The organism is Pseudomonas sp. IT-P260 (genome assembly GCF_949768395.1).
In the GTDB taxonomy this organism is placed as follows: Bacteria; Pseudomonadota; Gammaproteobacteria; order Pseudomonadales; family Pseudomonadaceae; genus Aquipseudomonas; species Aquipseudomonas parakoreensis.
The window spans coordinates 416,235-433,312 of record NZ_CATKPO010000039.1; the positions used below are offsets into that span (position 1 = coordinate 416,235).

The following is a 17,078-nucleotide window of genomic DNA, read 5'->3' on the forward strand; positions in this document are numbered from 1 at the left end:
TGCAAATTGGGCCTTTGATGTGGCCCGTGACGGTGGCCTATCCTACTGATGGCTCCGACCGACCACCACTCGGAATCTGTATTTTGCGAAAATGTTGTGGTTATTACTACATTTTCCCTTGAGTGATGCCTTGAAAAAAGGTATTTGTAGCTTAACTTGATAAAAGAACAAACATCATGCCTTCGATTACGGTTGAACCGTGCACCTTTGCCTTGTTCGGCGCTCTGGGCGATCTGGCCCTGCGCAAGCTGTTTCCTGCCCTTTATCACCTCGATGGCGCCGACCTGTTGCACGAGAACACGCGCATTATTGCGCTGGCCCGTGAACCCGGCTCCGAGCAGCAGCACCTGGCGTTTATCGCCGCCGAATTGCGCCGTTACGTCGGCAAAGAGCTGGACGAGGCGGTGGCCGAGCGCTTTCTCGCGCGCCTGAGCTATCTGCATGTCGACTTCCTCAAGGCTGAAGATTACGTCGCGCTGGCTGAAGCGGCCGGCAGCGCGCAACGCATGATTGCCTACTTCGCCACACCGGCAGCGGTGTACGGCGCGATCTGCGAGAACCTGGCAAAAGTCGGTCTGGCAGAAAACACCCGCGTGGTCCTGGAAAAGCCGATCGGCTCCGATCTGGAATCCTCGCGCAAGGTGAACGACGCCGTGGCGCAGTTTTTCCCGGAGAACCGCACCTATCGCATCGACCACTACCTGGGCAAAGAGACCGTCCAGAACCTGATCGCCCTGCGTTTCGCCAACAGCCTGTTCGAAACCCAGTGGAACCAGAATTACATCTCCCACGTGGAAATCACCGTGGCCGAGAAGGTCGGCATCGAAGGCCGTTGGGGCTACTTCGACAAGGCCGGCCAGCTGCGCGACATGATCCAGAATCACCTGTTGCAGCTGCTGTGCCTGATCGCCATGGACCCGCCGGCCGACCTGTCCGCCGACAGCATCCGTGACGAAAAGGTAAAGGTGCTCAAGGCCCTGGCGCCAATCAGTCCGGAAGGCCTGACCACGCAAGTGGTGCGCGGTCAGTACATCGCCGGGCACAGCGAAGGCAAGTCCGTACCGGGCTACCTCGAAGAACCGAATTCCAATACCCAGAGCGACACCGAAACCTTCGTCGCCCTGCGTGCCGACATCCGCAATTGGCGCTGGGCCGGCGTGCCGTTCTACCTGCGGACCGGCAAGCGCATGCCGCAGAAGCTGTCGCAGATCGTCATTCACTTCAAGGAACCGTCTCACTACATTTTCGCGCCGGAGCAACGCCTGCAGATCAGCAACAAACTGATCATCCGTCTGCAACCGGACGAAGGCATTTCCTTGCGTGTGATGACCAAGGAGCAAGGCCTGGACAAGGGCATGCAACTGCGCAGCGGCCCGCTGCAACTGAATTTCTCCGACACCTGGCGCAGTGCGCGGATCCCCGACGCCTACGAGCGGTTGTTGCTGGAAGTGATGAACGGCAATCAGAACCTGTTTGTCCGTAAAGATGAAATCGAAGCCGCGTGGAAGTGGTGTGATCAGTTGATCGCCGGCTGGAAAAAATCCGGTGACGCGCCCAAGCCGTATGCGGCCGGGTCGTGGGGGCCGATGAGTTCGATTGCACTGATCACGCGGGACGGGAGGTCGTGGTATGGCGATATCTGACGTGAAACTGCCTGCGGGCGTCCACGCTCACCAGTTCAAGAGTCCGGTGCTGTTGGCCGAAGGTCTGGCGCTGAATGTCGCCAAGCAACTGAGCGATGCCATTTCGGCACGCGGCAACGCAGTACTGGTGGTCTCTGGCGGTCGCAGTCCGGTGGCGTTTTTCCAGCACCTGGCCAAGCAGGAGCTGGACTGGTCGAAGGTCGTCGTGACCCTCGCCGACGAGCGCTGGGTACCCGTCGAACACGCCGACAGCAACGCTGGTCTGCTCAAGCAGTACCTGCTCAAGGGCCCGGCCGCCAAGGCGCAGTTCCTCAGCCTCTACAGCGCGGCGGCCAACGTCGAGCAGGCTGCGGAGCAGGCCGACCGCTTGCTTGCCGAATTGCCGCCGATTGACGTGCTGGTGCTGGGCATGGGCGATGACGGTCACACCGCGTCGCTGTTCCCCGACAGCCCGAACCTGAGTGAAGCCTTGCAGGTTGACGGCAGCCGTCGCTGCTGGCCGATGCTGGCGCCGAGCGTACCGCGTCAACGCCTGACCATGAGCCGCGCACTGCTGGCTTCGGCGAAGCACAAGATTCTGTCGATTTCCGGTCAATCGAAACTGACCACACTGAATGCCGCACTGGCATCCGACGACGTCGCGGCCATGCCGGTGCGCGCGTTTCTGCAACCTACGTTAGAGATCTACTGGTGCCCATGAGCCAAGGAACAGCCGCTATGACAACCCCATCCCCGACCGTTTCCATGGCGGACAAAGTTGCCCTGATCGACAGCCTCTGCGCCAAGGCGCGGATCCTGCCGGTGATCACCATTGCCCGTGAACAGGATGTGCTGCCGCTGGCCGACGCCCTGGCCGCCGGTGGCCTGACCGCGCTGGAAGTGACCCTGCGTTCGCAGTTCGGTCTCAAGGCGATCCAGATCCTGCGTGAGCAGCGTCCGGAACTGGTGACCGGTGCCGGCACCGTGCTCGACCGTAACATGCTTGCGGCGGCTGAAGCGGCGGGTTCGCAGTTCATCGTCACCCCGGGTATCACCCGTGACCTGCTCGAAGCCAGCGTCGATAGCCCGATTCCGCTGCTGCCAGGCATCAGTAATGCCTCCGGCATTATGGAAGGCTATGGCCTGGGCTATCGCCGCTTCAAACTGTTCCCGGCGGAAGTCAGCGGTGGCGTGGCAGCGATCAAGGCCCTCGGCGGCCCGTTCGGCGAAGTGAAATTCTGCCCGACCGGTGGCGTCGGCCCGGCCAATATCAAGAGCTACATGGCGCTGAAAAACGTCATGTGCGTGGGCGGCAGTTGGATGCTCGATCCGGAGTGGATCAAGAACGGCGACTGGGCGCGCATTCAGGAATGCACCGCCGAGGCCCTGGCAATGCTGGACTAAACGTTTTACCTGACACTTCGTTGTGTGTTCTACGGCTTTACGGTGCGCTTGGTCGGTGCACCGTTTTTTTTGCCCGAAGAAAATCCAACCCCTGTAGGAGCTGCCGCAGGCTGCGATCTTTTGATGTTGTTTTTTTTAAATCAAGATCAAAAGATCGCAGCCTACGGCAGCTCCTACAGTGGGGGCGTCCGGGATCACCGTTACGCTGCGATACATAGTTACCGCACCGAGAGCGGCGTGCGCCGTTAATCTGCGTTCATCTTATGGAAGAGAGAACGTGTCATGGAACGAGATATTTCAGCCGCAACACCCCAACCGGTGTATCAACTGGCGCCCGAGCAGATCGCCGGGCCGTATTTCCGCAATCCCAAATTACTGCGACGCAATATCAGCGAGGGCGCCGAGGGCCTGCCACTGTTGCTGCGCCTGACGATCGTCGACGCGATGACCGGTGAGCCGGTGAGCGGCGCGCTGGTGGATATCTGGCACTGCAATGCGCGGGGCGCCTATTCGGGGTGGAGCCGGATCAATCCGGATCGGGAGGTCGACACCGATGCCATCGGCTCGATCCCGCGTACCGATGATGACACCTACCTGCGCGGCAGCCAGTTCTGTGATCAGCAGGGACGGGCGCGCTTCACCACCATCTATCCGGGGTTCTATGCCGGTCGGGCGCTGCACATTCATGTGGCCGTGCGCATGGTTACCGGCCGTGAATATCTGGATGAGCGCAACGTGGCCTGGGTCGGTCAGCTGTATTTTCCCGAGGTGGTGTCACGCGCCGTGCTCAATGCCCGGGACTATCGCGGGCGGGCCTCTGCACCGTTGAACAATGCCGAGGACAGCTACTACGCCAATATGGGCGGCGAGGGCTCAACCTTGACGGTGTGGCCGATCGGGCGTGAATCGCACGAGGACGGTTTTTTCGGCCACCTGACCATCGGCATCGACACCTTTGCCGCCTCGTCGCAGATCAAGCCCGAGGACTTCGACAAGTACACTGTGTGAACGGATCAGCGCAGCTCGTTGAGTGCACGGGTCAGCAACTGCATGTCAGCCGCCGTGGTGGTCAATCCCGGAGTGATACGGATGCTCGGCCCGCTCGCCGCACCGTTACGCACCACGGTGAACAAGTTGTACTCATCGAGCAGGCGTTCGACCATCGCCTGTTGATCGGTGTGGCGAGTGAAGCGCATCGAGGTGATGCCGCCATACAAGCGCGGATCGTCCGGGGTCATCACTTCGATCCCCGGCAAGTGGCGCACGGCGCTGACCCACAGGTTGCGCAGGTAATTCAGTCGCGCGCCCTTGGCTGCTGCGCCGCCGAGCGAACGATGCTCCTCGAGCGCCAGCGGCAGGGACATCAGTGCCGGAATGTTCGGTGTGCTGTACGGTGTGCGCGCGCGGATGTCGCTGGCTGGAAAATGCATTTCGCCCATGTCCGGATCAATGTCGGCAAGGCGCTGCGGGGCGATGTACAGAAAACCCAGAGTCAACGGTGCGCCAATCCATTTGTGCAGATTGAAGCCAGCGAACGAGATCCCCAAGGCTTCAAGGTTGAACTCTATCTGGCCGAGGGCGTGGGCGCCGTCGAGAATGATGTCTACGTCATGTTGTTTCGCCAGCGCAGCGATAGCCTGCACCGGCATCACCAGCCCCGTGCGATGAGTTACGTGGGTCAGGGCCATCAGCTTGAGTTTTGGATAGCGGACGAAGGCTTCGCGATAGGTATCCAGCAGGCTGTCGAAAGTGGCCGGATGGGTGTGGCTGATCTCGATCACCTCCACACCGCGATGGCGCGCCAGCCAGCGCATGGCGCCTTTGACCGTGTCGTATTCCAGGTCGCAGATCAGCACCTGATCGCCCGGCTGCAGGCGATTGTAATTGCGGATCAGCGACTGCAGCGCATCGCTGGCGTTGCGGGTGAAGGCGATGCTCTGCGCGCGCACGCCGATCGTCTCGGCCAGTTGCGCGCGGATGTCGAGGCTGTCGTGTTGCTCGAAACGCTGGCGCACATACACCGAGTTGCGGGTGTTGATCAGCTCGATGTTGCGCTGGTAGTCCTCGATCACCGTGCGCGACATGCGTCCGAAGTAGCCGTTTTCCAGGTTCAGCGGACCGGTTTGTGCTTCGTAGCGATCGGCGAAGGTTTGCCAGAATGCTTCGTCACGGGCGCGGCGGGTGTTGTCAGGCATGGTCGACTCGGTTTGGGGGGAGGGCGCTTCAGTGGCGCGGGGCGGGTTTGCCGTGTTTGGCGCGTAGCGGTTCAAGCAGCTCCGACAGACCGTTATGGTCGATTTCCTGCATCAGCGCCAACAGTCCGCCGAGCTCGCCGTGAGGGAAGCCTTCGCGAGCGAACCAGTTCAAATAAGGGCCCGGCAGGTCGGCGATGATCCGGCCCTTGTACTTGCCAAAGGGCATTTCACGGGTGATCAGCAGTTCGAGTTTTTCAGGATTCATCAGGGGCAATCATCTGGCTTCGGAACACTCTGGAAAATACAGGCATTCTGCATGCAGGCCAAATGACAGATCATGCAAATAACCGTGATACAGATAGTTCAAATATCTTTAGGTTATTGAAAAATAAGGATTTATTTTTTATCAAAAAGCTGGCACGCACACTGCAATAACCCTTGCATCTTCAACCAACCGCAAGGAATTGAAAAATGACTGACATGAACAAAGAAGCCATCTCTGTACTCAACGACCTGATCGAAACCAGCAAGGACGGTCAGGAAGGGTTCAAGACTTGCGCCGAAGACATCAAGCATCCAGAACTCAAAGCGCTGTTCGCCAAGCGTTCTGCCGATTGCGCCACTGCCGCTGCCGAACTGCAGGCTACCGTGCGCTCGATGGGCGGTGATCCTGAAACCTCTACCAGCGTCAGCGGTGACCTGCACCGTCGCTGGGTCGACGTCAAAGCCATGTTCACCGGCAAGGATGAAGAGGCTGTACTGAACGAAGCCGAGCGCGGTGAAGACCATGCACTCAAGGCTTATCGTGAAGCCATCGAGAAAATCAACAAACACAACCTGGTCGGCATCCGTGACCTGGTTGAGCGTCAGTACCACGGCGTGCAACGCAATCACGACCAGGTGAAAGCCCTGCGTAACCAGGCTCGCGCGCGTTCGTAAGCGTTTGCAGGTTATAAAAAACGCCAGCTAGTCTGGCGTTTTTTATGCGAGAGGGAAAAGCCAAAGATCGCAGCCTGCGGCAGCTCCTACAGGGGATCGCATTCCAGGGCAGGAGCTGCCGAAGGCTGCGTCTTTTCCATCAGCCGATGCTGATCGCCGGCAACGTCGGCAGGGTCACGGTCTGTTGCTTGCGCGGCGCGAGAATCTCGGCCTCGCCATCCACCACCAATTCATCACGCTGATTGAACACGCGAGTGGCGATGCGCACGCGAAACTTCGGCAATTTCTCGAGAATTTCCAGACGCACGGTCAGGGTATCGCCAATCTTCACCGGCTTCTGAAAGCTCATCTGCTGACCGATGTAGATGGTGCCCGGCCCAGGCAGCTCGCACGCTACGGCCGCGCTGATCAACGCACCGCTGAACATGCCATGGGCGATGCGTTCCTTGAACATGCTGGCGGCGGCGAACTCGGCATCCAGGTGCACCGGGTTGTGGTCGCCGGACATCGCGGCGAACAGCTGAATGTCGCGCTCTTCCACCGTCTTGCTGTAGCTGGCGGTCTGGCCGACTTCGAGGGCTTCGTAAGGGATGTTGGTAACCTGGGTCATCGGTCTTGATTCCTGTGACGGATTAAAGTGAATCCACAAAAAATTATTCGCTGCGATGAGGGCGGCGATGGCTCAGCGCCTGGTCGATCCAGGCCAGCACATCGGCAATCACTTCGTCGCGATTGGTTTCATTGAACAATTCGTGCCGTGCCTGCGGGTAGATCTTCAGTTGCAGGTTCTGGCTGCCGGCCTCGCGCAACGCTTCGGCCAGATCTGTCAGACGCTTGCCTTCGCTCACCGGATCACATTCACCGCCGATCACCAGCAGCGGCAGGCCCGGGTCGATCTGCGCGAGATTGGACGCTTTGCTGATCTGCTGCAAGCCGCCGAGCAAGTCGATCCACAATTGGTTGGTGCAGCGGAAGCCGCACAATGGGTCGTTGGCATACAGATCGACCTCCACCGGATCGCGGCTCAGCCAGTCGAACGGCGTGCGCGCCGGCTTGAATTTTTTGTTGAACGAGCCGAACGACAACCACTCGATCAACGCACTGCGGCCCTTGCCACCCTGACGCAGTTTTTCGAAACGGGCGATTTGCCGCGCCGCGCCGTAAAGCGCGACAGGCTGAAAATTCGAACCGCTGAGAATCGCCCCGTGCAGGCTGGCGCTGTGATGCAGCAGGTAACCCTGGGCGAGGTAGCTGCCCATGCTGTGCCCGAGCAGGATAATCGGTACCTCGGGATGCTGCTGGCCGATGTGCTGATTGAGGCTGGCCAGATCGCCGATCACTTTGCACCAGCCGTCGTCATCGGCGAAATGCCCGAGCGTCCCGTGTTCGGCGGTTTTGCCATGTCCACGCAAATCCGGGGCATACACACCGTAGCCTTGTTCGCAGAACGCATTCGCCAGCCTTTCGTAGCGAGCGCTGTGTTCGGCCATGCCGTGGGCCAGCAAAATGACTGCTTTCAATGGCGCGGCGGGCAGCCACTGGTTGACGAACAGGCGGCTGCGGTCACTCGCGTCCAGCCAGAAGGCACGGTGGATCATGGCAATTCCTTTTTGATCGAGCGGTTACGGCCCGCAGTCGTTGCATTGTATAGCGCGTCCGATCAGCTCATGCCACGGCAGGAAGATTCATACGATCAATGTCGCCATTGCCCTTATTTGCCTCAATGGCCATAACTGCTAGTGTCCGTGAAGCTCCGCTTTTTGCTTTGTGCCCTCAGGGGTAAGCGCGAAACCACAGAAAAGCGGCTCCCGGATCGATTCAGGTAAAGAGGACAAGAACAATGCAACCTGATTTCTGGAATGACAAACGCCCCGCCGGCGTACCCCTGGACATCGACATGGGCGAGTTCAAGTCGGTGATTGAGGTGTTTGAACGTTCCTGCAAGAAATTCGCGGACCGTCCGGCCTTCAGCAATATGGGCGTGACCCTGACTTACGCGGAACTCGAGCGCTACAGCGCGGCGTTCGCCGGTTACCTGCAAGCCCACACCGATCTGGTGCCGGGGGATCGCATCGCGGTGCAGATGCCCAATGTGCTGCAATATCCGATTGCCGTGTTCGGCGCCTTGCGCGCCGGGCTGATCGTGGTCAACACCAACCCGCTGTACACCGCGCGCGAGATGCGCCACCAGTTCAAGGACTCCGGTGCCCGGGCGCTGGTGTACCTGAACATGTTCGGGCAGAAGGTCCAGGAAGTGCTGCCGGACACCGACCTGCAATACCTGATCGAAGCGAAAATGGGCGATCTGATGCCCACCGCCAAGGGCTGGCTGATCAACACTGTGGTCAGCAAAGTGAAGAAAATGGTCCCGGACTATTCGCTGCCGCAGGCCATCTCGTTCAAGAGTGCGCTGCGCCTGGGCCGTGGTTTGGGAATCAAACCGCTGAAAGTCAGCCTCGACGACATCGCCGTGTTGCAATACACCGGCGGCACCACCGGGCTGGCCAAGGGCGCGATGCTGACCCACGGCAACCTCGTGGCGAACATGCAACAAGTGCGCGCCTGTCTCGCCCAACTGGGGCCTGACGGTCAGCCACTGCTGCGTGAAGGGCAGGAGGTGATGGTGGCGCCGCTGCCGCTTTATCACATCTATGCCTTCACCGCGAACTGCATGTGCATGATGGTTTCCGGCAACCACAACGTGCTGATCACCAATCCGCGAGACATCGCAGGCTTCATCAAGGAACTGAAGACCTGGCGCTTCTCGGCGTTGCTCGGGCTGAATACGTTGTTCGTCGCGCTGATGGATCACCCGGACTTCAAGACCCTGGATTTCTCCAGCCTCAAGCTGACCAACTCCGGCGGTACCGCGCTGGTCAAGGCCACCGCCGAGCGCTGGGAGCAGATCACCGGTTGCCGCATTACCGAAGGTTACGGTCTGACCGAAACCTCGCCGGTGGCCTGCACCAACCCGTATGGCGAAAAGTCGCGCCTGGGCACGGTCGGCCTGCCGGTGCCGGGTACGCTGCTGAAAGTCATCGATGACGAGGGCGTCGAGCAGCCGATGGGCGAGCGCGGCGAGCTGTGTATCAAAGGCCCGCAGATCATGAAAGGCTACTGGCACAAACCCGAGGCCACCGCCGAAGTGCTGGACGCCGAGGGCTGGTTCAAGTCCGGTGATATTGCGGTGATCGACCCGGACGGCTTCGTGCGCATCGTCGACCGCAAGAAGGACATGATCATCGTCTCCGGTTTCAACGTGTACCCCAACGAGATCGAGGACGTGGTGATGGCTCACCCGAAAGTCGCCAACTGCGCGGTGATCGGTGTGCCGGACGAGCGTTCGGGCGAGGCGGTGAAGCTGTTTGTGGTGGCGCGGGAAACCGGGGTCAGCCTCGAAGAGCTCAAGGCGTACTGCAAAGAGAATTTCACGGCCTACAAGGTGCCGAAACACATCGTGCTGCGTGAGTCGTTGCCGATGACGCCGGTCGGCAAGATTCTGCGGCGGGAGTTGCGCGATATCGCTTAAAGAGCAGAAGCGAAAAGATCGCAGCCTGCGGCAGCTCCTACATGGGAAATGTATTCCCTGTTGGAGCTGCCGCAGGCTGCGATCTTTTGCTTTCAAGGCCCGGAAAACCGGGGCTTTCAGGGTGATATAGGATTTTTGCTCTAAAATGACTGTTAGAAAGTCTTGAGTCATTAAAGTGACCATGGAGGCCGCTTTTGGCTCTAGTCGGCCCTTGGCAAAGCTGCTACTCTCGGCGCGCTTTGTGACTTCTCGGCCTGTAGAAAAGCCAGATTCACCAATACAAAACACACACCAATAATAATCGCATCAAATGCGGTGAAGAATTCGCGTTGCTGAGGAGTGGGCTTCCATGATCGAAGACTTTTGGAAGGATAAATACCCGGCTGGAATTGCTGCCGACATCAATCCAGACGAGTACCCGAATATTCAGGCAGTGTTGAAGCAGTCCTGCCAACGCTTCGCCAACAAACCGGCTTTCAGCAACCTGGGCAAGACAATCACCTACGGTGAACTGTACGAATTGTCCGGTGCGTTTGCCGCGTATCTGCAACAGCATACCGACTTGCAGCCCGGTGATCGAATCGCCGTGCAACTGCCCAACGTTCTGCAGTACCCGGTCGCCGTCTTCGGTGCGATCCGCGCCGGGCTGATCGTGGTCAACACCAACCCGCTGTACACCGCGCGGGAAATGGAACACCAATTCAACGACTCCGGCGCCAAAGCCCTGGTCTGCCTGGCCAACATGGCGCACCTGGCGGAAGCCGTGGTGCCAAAAACCGGCGTCAAGCACGTCATCGTCACCGAAGTCGCCGACCTGCTGCCGCCGGTCAAGCGCCTGCTGATCAACAGCGTGATCAAGTACGTGAAGAAGATGGTCCCGGCTTATCACCTGCCCAAAGCCGTCAAGTTCAACGACGTGCTGAGCAAGGGCCAGGGCCAGCCTGTGACCGAAGCCAACCCGCACAGCAGCGACGTCGCGGTACTGCAATACACCGGCGGCACCACCGGCGTGGCAAAGGGCGCGATGCTCACCCATCGCAACCTCGTCGCCAACATGCTGCAGTGCAAGGCGCTGATGGGCTCCAACCTCAACGAAGGCTGCGAGATCCTGATCACCCCGTTGCCGCTGTACCACATCTATGCGTTCACCTTTCATTGCATGGCGATGATGTTGATCGGCAACCACAACATCCTGATCAGCAACCCGCGCGACCTGCCGGCGATGGTCAAGGAACTGTCGAAGTGGAAGTTCAGCGGTTTCGTCGGCCTGAACACACTGTTCGTGGCGCTGTGCAACAACGAAGGTTTCCGCAAGCTGGATTTCTCCAACCTGAAAGTCACCCTGTCCGGCGGTATGGCCCTGCAACTGGCCGCGGCCGAGCGTTGGAAAGCCGTGACCGGCTGCTCGATCTGCGAAGGTTACGGCATGACCGAAACCAGCCCGGTGGCCACGGTCAACCCGATCCAGAACATCCAGATCGGCACCATCGGCATTCCGGTGCCGTCGACCCTGTGCAAAGTCATCGACGATGCCGGTGTCGAGCAGCCAATGGGCGAAATCGGCGAGCTGTGCGTCAAGGGCCCGCAAGTGATGAAAGGCTACTGGCAGCGTCAGGACGCCACCGATGAAATCCTCGACAGCGAAGGCTGGCTGAAGACCGGTGACATCGCGCTGATCCAGCCCGATGGCTACATGCGCATTGTCGATCGCAAGAAGGACATGATCCTGGTGTCCGGTTTCAACGTCTACCCGAACGAACTGGAAGACGTGCTGGCAACCTTGCCGGGCGTGTTGCAGTGCGCGGCCATCGGCGTGCCGGACGAGAAGTCGGGCGAAGCGATCAAGATCTTCATCGTGGCCAAACCGGGCGTGACCCTGACCAAGGAAACCGTGATGGAACACATGCGCGCCAACGTCACCGGTTACAAGGTGCCGCGTTCGGTGGAATTCCGCGATGCGCTGCCGACCACCAATGTCGGCAAGATCCTGCGCCGCGAGCTGCGTGACGAAGAGCTGAAGAAGATCAAGGCGAAGAACGCCGCGTAAAACAGAAAGCCCCGCAAATGCGGGGCTTTTTGTTGGGTGACGAGATCCTGTGGTGAGGGGATTCATCCCCGATCGGCAGCGTAGCTGCCGCCAGTTGCTTGAGCGCAAGGATCTGAGGGGCGCTTCGCACCCCATCGGGGATAAATCCCCTCGCTACAGGGGCATCGCGGTTACTGCCGAAACGGCGCGAAATTCACGTTGGTGCCCGCCGGACGCATGTCCTGCAGGTACGAATCCTTGTCTGCACTCAATTCCAGGCTCAACGCCGCCTTGCGCTTGCCTTCGTTGCGAATCACCAGGCCTTCGAGCTTTTCCCGCAGGAACACGGTCGGCACTTTTAGGTGCAGCAGTTCGTCGGTGGCCGGGGTGTGCATCAGCAGGTGAATCCACTCGTACTGACCGACGGCCAGACGCGACACCGGCAGGTCGAACCACCAGATGTTGCGGTTGCGGTTCAGTTCGGCGAAGTGGCAGTTGTTGGTGCCGAGCACAGCGCCGCCCAGTTCCTGGTTGCGACGGGCAATGGCCTGCTTTTTATCGAGTTTCATAACATTCCTGCGGGGTCTGATCGTTGGCGCAGCGCGCCCATAGCTGCGCATTCTCGGGGCTTGGGGGGCAAACATAAAGCCCAACCTGCATTGCACGACGAAATGAAGGGCAAAAATAAATGAAACTCGTGGCAAACCCGGTCAGTCAATCATTACGTACTGACTTTTCCCCCTTCAATGCACCAAGGAGAAACACCATGAGTAGCACTGGCGATAAAGTAAAAGGCATGGCCAACGAAGCCGTCGGCAACGTCAAGCAAGGTGTCGGTAAAGCCACCGACAACACCAAGCTGCAAGCCGAAGGCAAGCTGCAAGAGAAAAAAGGCGAAGCCCAGCAAGCTGTCGGCAAAGCCAAAGACGCCATCAAGAAAGGTGTCGACAAGGCGTAATTCCCGCCTTGAACGAAACACACGAACGGCCATCCAAGGATGGCCGTTTTTGTGTCAAAACCCGACGGTCATCCACGAAGGTCGCCAAGTAGGCTACCGTGATGTAAAAAACGGCCCCTGAGTCGCCACGACTTCAACCTGTAATGCGGCGAAAGGAGACGCGAATGATTTTTCCGGACATGAAAGGTCTGCCCCTGCATCGAGTGATGGTGCGCACGGTCACTGAATTCGTCGACGACGAAATGTCGACCTACGCCTCGGCACTGGCCTACCAGATGCTGTTCTCGCTGTTCCCGTTCATCCTGTTTTTGATCGCCTTGATCGGTTTCCTGCACCTGCCGGACTTCTTCAGCTGGCTGCGTCTGCAGTCGGAACTGGTATTGCCGCCGCAGGCACTGGAGCAGGTCAACCCGGTGATCGATCAGTTGCAGCAGTCCAAGGGCGGCTTGCTCTCGGTGGGTATCGTCATCGCCCTGTACACCGCGTCGGCTGGTGTGCGCCTGATGATGAGCGCGATGAACGCCGCGTATGACGTGGTCGAGGGACGGCCGATCTGGAAACGTTTTCCGCTGTCGATTTTCTACACCGTGGGCATTGCCGGCATGTTGCTGGTGGCCGCCGCGCTGATGGTGCTCGGGCCGCAAGTGATGGGCTGGATTGCCGCGCAGGTAGGGCTGGAAGACTTCATCGTCACGGTCTGGACGATTGCGCGCTGGCCGGTGATCGTGATTCTGATGATGGTCGCGGTGGCGCTGATCTACTACGTGATGCCCGACGTCAAACAGGAATTCCGTTTCATCACCCCCGGCTCGGTACTGGCCGTGGTGGTGTGGATCATCGCCTCGCTGGGCTTTGCGTTCTACGTCAAAACCTTCGCCAACTACAACGCGATGTATGGCAGCATCGGCGCGATCATCGTGCTGTTGCTGTATTTCTACATTTCCTCGGCGGTGCTGCTGCTCGGCGCCGAGATGAATGCGGTGATCGAACACATGTCCAGCGAGGGCAAGGACGCGGGCGAGAAAGTCCCCGGCGAACTCGATGTACATCCCAAACAACACGTCTCGGGCCTGGGGCGCGATCATTCGCTCAAGCCGGACACTGACGAAGCCTGATCATGATTCGTGAAATCCTCAAAATGGGCGACGAACGTCTGCTGCGCATCGCCCCGCCAGTGCCGCCGGAGATGTTCGACAGCCCCGAGCTGTGGCAACTGATCGATGACATGTTCCAGACCATGGAAAGCGTCGGCGGAGTTGGCCTGGCCGCGCCGCAGATCGGCGTCGATCTGCAACTGGTGATCTTCGGTTTCGAGCACAGCGAACGCTACCCGGACGCCGAAGCGGTGCCGCAGACGATCCTGATCAATCCGCTGATCACGCCGTTGAGTCCGCTGACCGAGGAGGGTTTCGAAGGCTGCCTGTCGGTGCCCGGCCTGCGTGGCGCGGTGGATCGTTATCAGCAGATTCGCTACGAAGGCTTTGATCCCAAGGGCGAGCCGATCGTACGCGTGGCCTCAGGTTTTCATGCGCGGGTGGTGCAGCACGAATGCGATCATCTGATCGGCCGCTTGTATCCTTCGCGGATTACCGATTTCAGCAAATTCGGTTTTACCGAAGTGATGTTCCCGGATCTTGATCCGAGCGCAGACGATTAAGCAAAAATCAAAAGATCGCAGCCTTCGGCAGCTCCTACACCGATCCCTGTAGGAGCTGCCGCAGGCTGCGATCTTTTGATCTTCAAACAAGCCCCATCGCAATCATCGGCTTGTTCCGCGCATACCGGCTCAACCGTTCGGCCAATGCATAGGGCAGGGCAGGGTCGAAGCTGAAGCCACGCCGCTCATAAAACCCGCGCAAATCCGGATGGCAGAACAGCCATACCGGTTCCTGCACATCCTTCACCGCCGCCGCGATCAACTGCCCGGCAATTCCTTGCGCGCGGCAACCCGGATCAACAAACAATCCGGTCAACCAGTGCCCGCCCACCACCGGCCGCAAGCACAACGCGGCGACGATGTCCTCGCGACGGGCCACCCACAGTTGCGCGTCGCGCACTGCTTTCATCGACGATTGGTGGCGGCGGTAAAACTTGTTCATCAATGGCCACAAAGGCTCATCGAGCAGGCTGTACTGGGTATCGGACATGGGATCGGACTGACGGCGGGCAAAGCGCCGATTATAAAAGAACGCGCGACGCGCGATAGGTGTATACCTGAGCCTACATCCCTGTGAGTGGAGTACGCATCATGTCCAAAGGTATGGATTCAAAGAAAGCCGCGAAGAAGAAACCGGCCAAGACGGCGATTGAAAAGCGTGCAGAGAAAAAAGCCAAGAAGGTCGATATTTTCGGTCATTGATCACGTCCCTCGGGAGCCCGTCCTCCGGGCTCCCTCCCGCCTCAGCGCAAAAATAATCTGCAAGATTGCCCGGCTTCGTTGCACAGAAGGGGAAGATTCCCGTTCCGAGCCACGCCATGCCGAATTACTTCGACGCCGACCATCGCCAGCAAATCGAAACCCTGCGCCAGCGCTTCACCGCCCGCACCGAATGGCCGACATGGCTGCTGCTGATCGGCGTGTATGGCGGCTGGTTCTCGATCATCATCAACAGTCAGTGGCTCGGTCGCGGCTTGAGTACATTGCTGCTGATTCCGCTGCTGGTGCTGTGGCTGTCAGTGCAGCATGAGTTGCTGCATGGACATCCGACCCGTTCGGTGCTTTTCAATAAAATCCTCGGCTACGCACCCTTTGCGGTGTGGTACCCGTACACCTTGTATCGCGACAGCCATCTGTTGCATCACCGCGATGAAGACCTGACAGTGCCCGGTGTCGATCCGGAAAGCCGTTATCTGACGGCGGTGCGTTGGCAGGGCAGTTCCTTGTTCGAACGCGGCCTGCACTGGCTGAACAAGACCGTGCTCGGGCGGTTCGCGATTGGCGCGCCGCTAGCCTTGCTGGCATTGGCCGCGGAAGAACTGCAACGCCTGAAAAACCGCGAGCGGCAAGCCTGGCTAATGTGGCTGACCCACGGTGCGTTCACCGTGTTGATGCTGTGGTTTGTCGCGCGCTTCAGCGCGTTGCCGGTCTGGCATTACCTGTTGCTGATCAGTGTGCCCGCACTGTCGATTGCGATGATCCGCTCCTACTATGAACACCGCCCGCACGCACAACCGGAGCAACGCACCGTGCTCAACGAGGCCGGCTGGCCATGGCGCTGGCTGTTTCTGAATCTGAATTTTCATCTGGTGCATCACGACCTGCCGGGGCTGGCGTGGTACGACTTGCCCCAGGCTTACCGTATGCGCCGCGAGCAATGGGTCGCGCGTAGCGGCGGATTTCTGGTGCAGGGTTATGGGCAGTTGTGGTGGCGCCACGGGCTCAAGCCGATTGACAGTCCCGAGCATCCCTTCCACTGACCCCAGGAACACCACAGGTAAGTATTTGCAGGGAAATAATGTGTATGACCCAACACCACGTCGAACTGCTGATGTACACCGCCCCCGAGCCCATTCGTGCGGCCAGCGAGCGCTGGATTTCACGCATCCTCAAACACCTCGGCCACTCCCGCCTGAACGCCGCCAGACTGTCGCTGCCCGAACTGTGGTTGTCGCCCGATCTGCTACTGACGCAAACCTGCGGCTACCCCTTGATGACCTTGCTGCGCGATCAGGTGCGCATCGTCGGTCGCCCGCGCTACGAATTGCCCGACGCCAGCGCCGGCAATCACTGCAGCCTGATCCTCAGCCGTGCCGATGATGTGCGCAAAACCCTGGCGGATTTTCGTGGCAGTCGCGGGGTGATCAACAGTGAAGACTCCAACAGTGGCATGAATCTGTTGCGCCAGCGCCTGGCGCCGTTGCAGCGCGACGGGCAGTTCTTCGCCACGGTCGGCATCAGTGGCGCACACCGCGAGAGTCTGCGCTGGCTGCGTGAAGAACGCGCCGATCTGGCGGCCATCGACAGCGTGACCTATGCCTGCCTTGCGCAATACGCACCCGAGGAGGTCAACGGATTGCGGGTTGTGGCGCGTAGTGCGTTCAGTCCGACGTTGCCGTTTATCACTGCCGTATCGACTACGGATAAACAGATCGAGCGCTTGCGCGAGGTGATGAATCAGACGCTGCTTGAGTTGCCGGATGTGGCGCAGATCCTTGGATTGCCTGAGGTTCTGGCAGCCAGTGAAAGCGATTATCAGGTTGTGCTCGACTATCAGCGTGAGGCTGAAGAGTTGGGCTATGGCCGCTTGCGCTAAAGATCGCAGCCTTCGGCAGCTCCTACAGGTTGAACGCATTTCAAATGCAGGCGCTGCCGAAGGCTGCGATCTTTCGCTCTTATATCTCAAAAAAGAATATAGGAATGAAATATAAATATTATTAATGCATAAGGCGCCTTGCTAGGATCGCG

18 protein-coding genes are annotated in these 17,078 nt (G+C 59.2%); 12 read left to right on the top strand and 6 right to left on the bottom strand.

Annotated elements, in window-relative coordinates; translation table 11 throughout:
• The first annotated feature begins 176 nt into the window (after positions 1-176).
• The 4 genes from zwf to ACM6HV_RS18290 all read left to right on the top strand — a co-directional run bounded on the left by zwf (position 177) and on the right by ACM6HV_RS18290 (position 4,034).
• Positions 177-1,643, top strand: coding sequence for a glucose-6-phosphate dehydrogenase (gene zwf, locus ACM6HV_RS18275; RefSeq protein WP_047295976.1), 1,467 nt, complete (start codon positions 177-179; stop codon positions 1,641-1,643).
• The gene (gene pgl / locus ACM6HV_RS18280) at positions 1,630-2,343 is read left to right on the top strand and encodes a 6-phosphogluconolactonase (RefSeq protein ID WP_414904931.1); all 714 of its coding nucleotides are present in this window, start codon (positions 1,630-1,632) and stop codon (positions 2,341-2,343) included. Before zwf ends, pgl begins: the two co-directional genes overlap by 14 nt.
• Positions 2,344-2,360: 17 nt before the next feature.
• Positions 2,361-3,026, top strand: a complete 666-nt coding sequence (locus ACM6HV_RS18285) for a bifunctional 4-hydroxy-2-oxoglutarate aldolase/2-dehydro-3-deoxy-phosphogluconate aldolase (protein WP_414904932.1) — start codon at positions 2,361-2,363, stop codon at positions 3,024-3,026.
• A 282-nt stretch (positions 3,027-3,308) separates the two neighbouring features.
• Positions 3,309-4,034, top strand: a complete 726-nt coding sequence (locus ACM6HV_RS18290; RefSeq protein WP_131671169.1) for an intradiol ring-cleavage dioxygenase — start codon at positions 3,309-3,311, stop codon at positions 4,032-4,034.
• Between the two features lie 5 nt (positions 4,035-4,039).
• Here ACM6HV_RS18290 and ACM6HV_RS18295 read toward each other — a convergent pair whose 3' ends face one another.
• Both ACM6HV_RS18295 and ACM6HV_RS18300 read right to left on the bottom strand, forming a co-directional pair.
• Positions 4,040-5,221, bottom strand: coding sequence for an aminotransferase class V-fold PLP-dependent enzyme (locus ACM6HV_RS18295; protein WP_145594478.1), 1,182 nt, complete (start codon positions 5,219-5,221; stop codon positions 4,040-4,042).
• 28 nt (positions 5,222-5,249) lie between these two features.
• The gene (locus ACM6HV_RS18300) at positions 5,250-5,486 is read right to left on the bottom strand and encodes a DUF3820 family protein (RefSeq protein ID WP_003213031.1); all 237 of its coding nucleotides are present in this window, start codon (positions 5,484-5,486) and stop codon (positions 5,250-5,252) included.
• A 206-nt stretch (positions 5,487-5,692) separates the two neighbouring features.
• Here ACM6HV_RS18300 and ACM6HV_RS18305 point away from each other — a divergent pair, with 206 nt between their 5' ends.
• Entirely contained in the window at positions 5,693-6,160 is a 468-nt protein-coding gene (locus ACM6HV_RS18305; RefSeq protein WP_025112834.1) for a ferritin-like domain-containing protein, read from the top strand.
• Positions 6,161-6,299: 139 nt separating this feature from the next.
• Here the strand turns inward: ACM6HV_RS18305 and ACM6HV_RS18310 are convergent, their stop codons facing one another.
• Positions 6,300-6,770 carry a MaoC family dehydratase gene (locus ACM6HV_RS18310; RefSeq protein WP_003227420.1) on the bottom strand — a complete coding sequence of 157 codons (471 nt, stop codon included), beginning with the start codon at positions 6,768-6,770 and terminating at the stop codon, positions 6,300-6,302.
• A gap of 43 nt (positions 6,771-6,813) precedes the next feature.
• Positions 6,814-7,758 (bottom strand): lysophospholipase, encoded by a 945-nt coding sequence (locus ACM6HV_RS18315; protein ID WP_414904933.1) that lies wholly within the window; start codon positions 7,756-7,758, stop codon positions 6,814-6,816.
• A 242-nt stretch (positions 7,759-8,000) separates the two neighbouring features.
• On the opposite strand from ACM6HV_RS18315, the gene fadD2 reads away from it, so the two are divergent.
• Together fadD2 and fadD1 are read left to right on the top strand one after the other, a co-directional pair.
• Positions 8,001-9,689, top strand: a complete 1,689-nt coding sequence (fadD2, locus tag ACM6HV_RS18320; RefSeq protein ID WP_414904934.1) for a long-chain-fatty-acid--CoA ligase FadD2 — start codon at positions 8,001-8,003, stop codon at positions 9,687-9,689.
• A 349-nt stretch (positions 9,690-10,038) separates the two neighbouring features.
• Positions 10,039-11,736, top strand: a complete 1,698-nt coding sequence (gene fadD1 / locus ACM6HV_RS18325; RefSeq protein ID WP_145594474.1) for a long-chain-fatty-acid--CoA ligase FadD1 — start codon at positions 10,039-10,041, stop codon at positions 11,734-11,736.
• 170 nt (positions 11,737-11,906) lie between these two features.
• On the opposite strand, the gene ACM6HV_RS18330 is transcribed toward fadD1, so the two are convergent.
• A complete protein-coding gene (locus ACM6HV_RS18330; RefSeq protein ID WP_041068691.1) occupies positions 11,907-12,284 on the bottom strand; it encodes a hypothetical protein in 378 nt (125 codons plus the stop codon).
• A gap of 197 nt (positions 12,285-12,481) precedes the next feature.
• Between ACM6HV_RS18330 and ACM6HV_RS18335 the strand changes: the two genes are divergently transcribed.
• From ACM6HV_RS18335 to def, 3 genes are all read left to right on the top strand, one after another.
• Positions 12,482-12,673, top strand: a complete 192-nt coding sequence (locus tag ACM6HV_RS18335) for a CsbD family protein (RefSeq protein ID WP_027612573.1) — start codon at positions 12,482-12,484, stop codon at positions 12,671-12,673.
• A gap of 164 nt (positions 12,674-12,837) precedes the next feature.
• Positions 12,838-13,788 carry a YihY/virulence factor BrkB family protein gene (locus ACM6HV_RS18340; RefSeq protein WP_131671173.1) on the top strand — a complete coding sequence of 317 codons (951 nt, stop codon included), beginning with the start codon at positions 12,838-12,840 and terminating at the stop codon, positions 13,786-13,788.
• 2 nt (positions 13,789-13,790) lie between these two features.
• Positions 13,791-14,330: a peptide deformylase gene (def, locus tag ACM6HV_RS18345; RefSeq protein ID WP_047295954.1), complete on the top strand. Its 540-nt coding sequence runs from the start codon at positions 13,791-13,793 to the stop codon at positions 14,328-14,330.
• An 82-nt stretch (positions 14,331-14,412) separates the two neighbouring features.
• On the opposite strand, the gene ACM6HV_RS18350 is transcribed toward def, so the two are convergent.
• Positions 14,413-14,820 carry a GNAT family N-acetyltransferase gene (locus ACM6HV_RS18350; protein WP_414904935.1) on the bottom strand — a complete coding sequence of 136 codons (408 nt, stop codon included), beginning with the start codon at positions 14,818-14,820 and terminating at the stop codon, positions 14,413-14,415.
• Between the two features lie 328 nt (positions 14,821-15,148).
• On the opposite strand from ACM6HV_RS18350, the gene ACM6HV_RS18355 reads away from it, so the two are divergent.
• Together ACM6HV_RS18355 and ACM6HV_RS18360 are read left to right on the top strand one after the other, a co-directional pair.
• Positions 15,149-16,090 carry a fatty acid desaturase gene (locus ACM6HV_RS18355; RefSeq protein WP_145594469.1) on the top strand — a complete coding sequence of 314 codons (942 nt, stop codon included), beginning with the start codon at positions 15,149-15,151 and terminating at the stop codon, positions 16,088-16,090.
• A gap of 44 nt (positions 16,091-16,134) precedes the next feature.
• Positions 16,135-16,926: a phosphate/phosphite/phosphonate ABC transporter substrate-binding protein gene (locus tag ACM6HV_RS18360; protein ID WP_414904936.1), complete on the top strand. Its 792-nt coding sequence runs from the start codon at positions 16,135-16,137 to the stop codon at positions 16,924-16,926.
• The last annotated feature ends 152 nt before the right edge of the window (positions 16,927-17,078 follow it).

What these genes read in the sequence shown, in the direction of transcription:
- fadD1 (WP_145594474.1), top strand. Translation starts at nt 10,039, where the DNA reads ATGATCGAAGACTTTTGGAAGGATAAATACCCGGCTGGAATTGCTGCC.
- fadD2 (WP_414904934.1), top strand. Translation starts at nt 8,001, where the DNA reads ATGCAACCTGATTTCTGGAATGACAAACGCCCCGCCGGCGTACCCCTG.
- ACM6HV_RS18290 (WP_131671169.1), top strand. Translation starts at nt 3,309, where the DNA reads ATGGAACGAGATATTTCAGCCGCAACACCCCAACCGGTGTATCAACTG.
- ACM6HV_RS18315 (WP_414904933.1), bottom strand. Translation starts at nt 7,758, where the DNA reads ATGATCCACCGTGCCTTCTGGCTGGACGCGAGTGACCGCAGCCGCCTG.
- ACM6HV_RS18340 (WP_131671173.1), top strand. Translation starts at nt 12,838, where the DNA reads ATGATTTTTCCGGACATGAAAGGTCTGCCCCTGCATCGAGTGATGGTG.
- pgl (WP_414904931.1), top strand. Translation starts at nt 1,630, where the DNA reads ATGGCGATATCTGACGTGAAACTGCCTGCGGGCGTCCACGCTCACCAG.
- ACM6HV_RS18295 (WP_145594478.1), bottom strand. Translation starts at nt 5,221, where the DNA reads ATGCCTGACAACACCCGCCGCGCCCGTGACGAAGCATTCTGGCAAACC.
- ACM6HV_RS18350 (WP_414904935.1), bottom strand. Translation starts at nt 14,820, where the DNA reads ATGTCCGATACCCAGTACAGCCTGCTCGATGAGCCTTTGTGGCCATTG.
- ACM6HV_RS18305 (WP_025112834.1), top strand. Translation starts at nt 5,693, where the DNA reads ATGACTGACATGAACAAAGAAGCCATCTCTGTACTCAACGACCTGATC.
- zwf (WP_047295976.1), top strand. Translation starts at nt 177, where the DNA reads ATGCCTTCGATTACGGTTGAACCGTGCACCTTTGCCTTGTTCGGCGCT.
- ACM6HV_RS18330 (WP_041068691.1), bottom strand. Translation starts at nt 12,284, where the DNA reads ATGAAACTCGATAAAAAGCAGGCCATTGCCCGTCGCAACCAGGAACTG.
- ACM6HV_RS18300 (WP_003213031.1), bottom strand. Translation starts at nt 5,486, where the DNA reads ATGAATCCTGAAAAACTCGAACTGCTGATCACCCGTGAAATGCCCTTT.
- ACM6HV_RS18310 (WP_003227420.1), bottom strand. Translation starts at nt 6,770, where the DNA reads ATGACCCAGGTTACCAACATCCCTTACGAAGCCCTCGAAGTCGGCCAG.
- def (WP_047295954.1), top strand. Translation starts at nt 13,791, where the DNA reads ATGATTCGTGAAATCCTCAAAATGGGCGACGAACGTCTGCTGCGCATC.
- ACM6HV_RS18285 (WP_414904932.1), top strand. Translation starts at nt 2,361, where the DNA reads ATGACAACCCCATCCCCGACCGTTTCCATGGCGGACAAAGTTGCCCTG.
- ACM6HV_RS18355 (WP_145594469.1), top strand. Translation starts at nt 15,149, where the DNA reads ATGCCGAATTACTTCGACGCCGACCATCGCCAGCAAATCGAAACCCTG.
- ACM6HV_RS18335 (WP_027612573.1), top strand. Translation starts at nt 12,482, where the DNA reads ATGAGTAGCACTGGCGATAAAGTAAAAGGCATGGCCAACGAAGCCGTC.
- ACM6HV_RS18360 (WP_414904936.1), top strand. Translation starts at nt 16,135, where the DNA reads ATGACCCAACACCACGTCGAACTGCTGATGTACACCGCCCCCGAGCCC.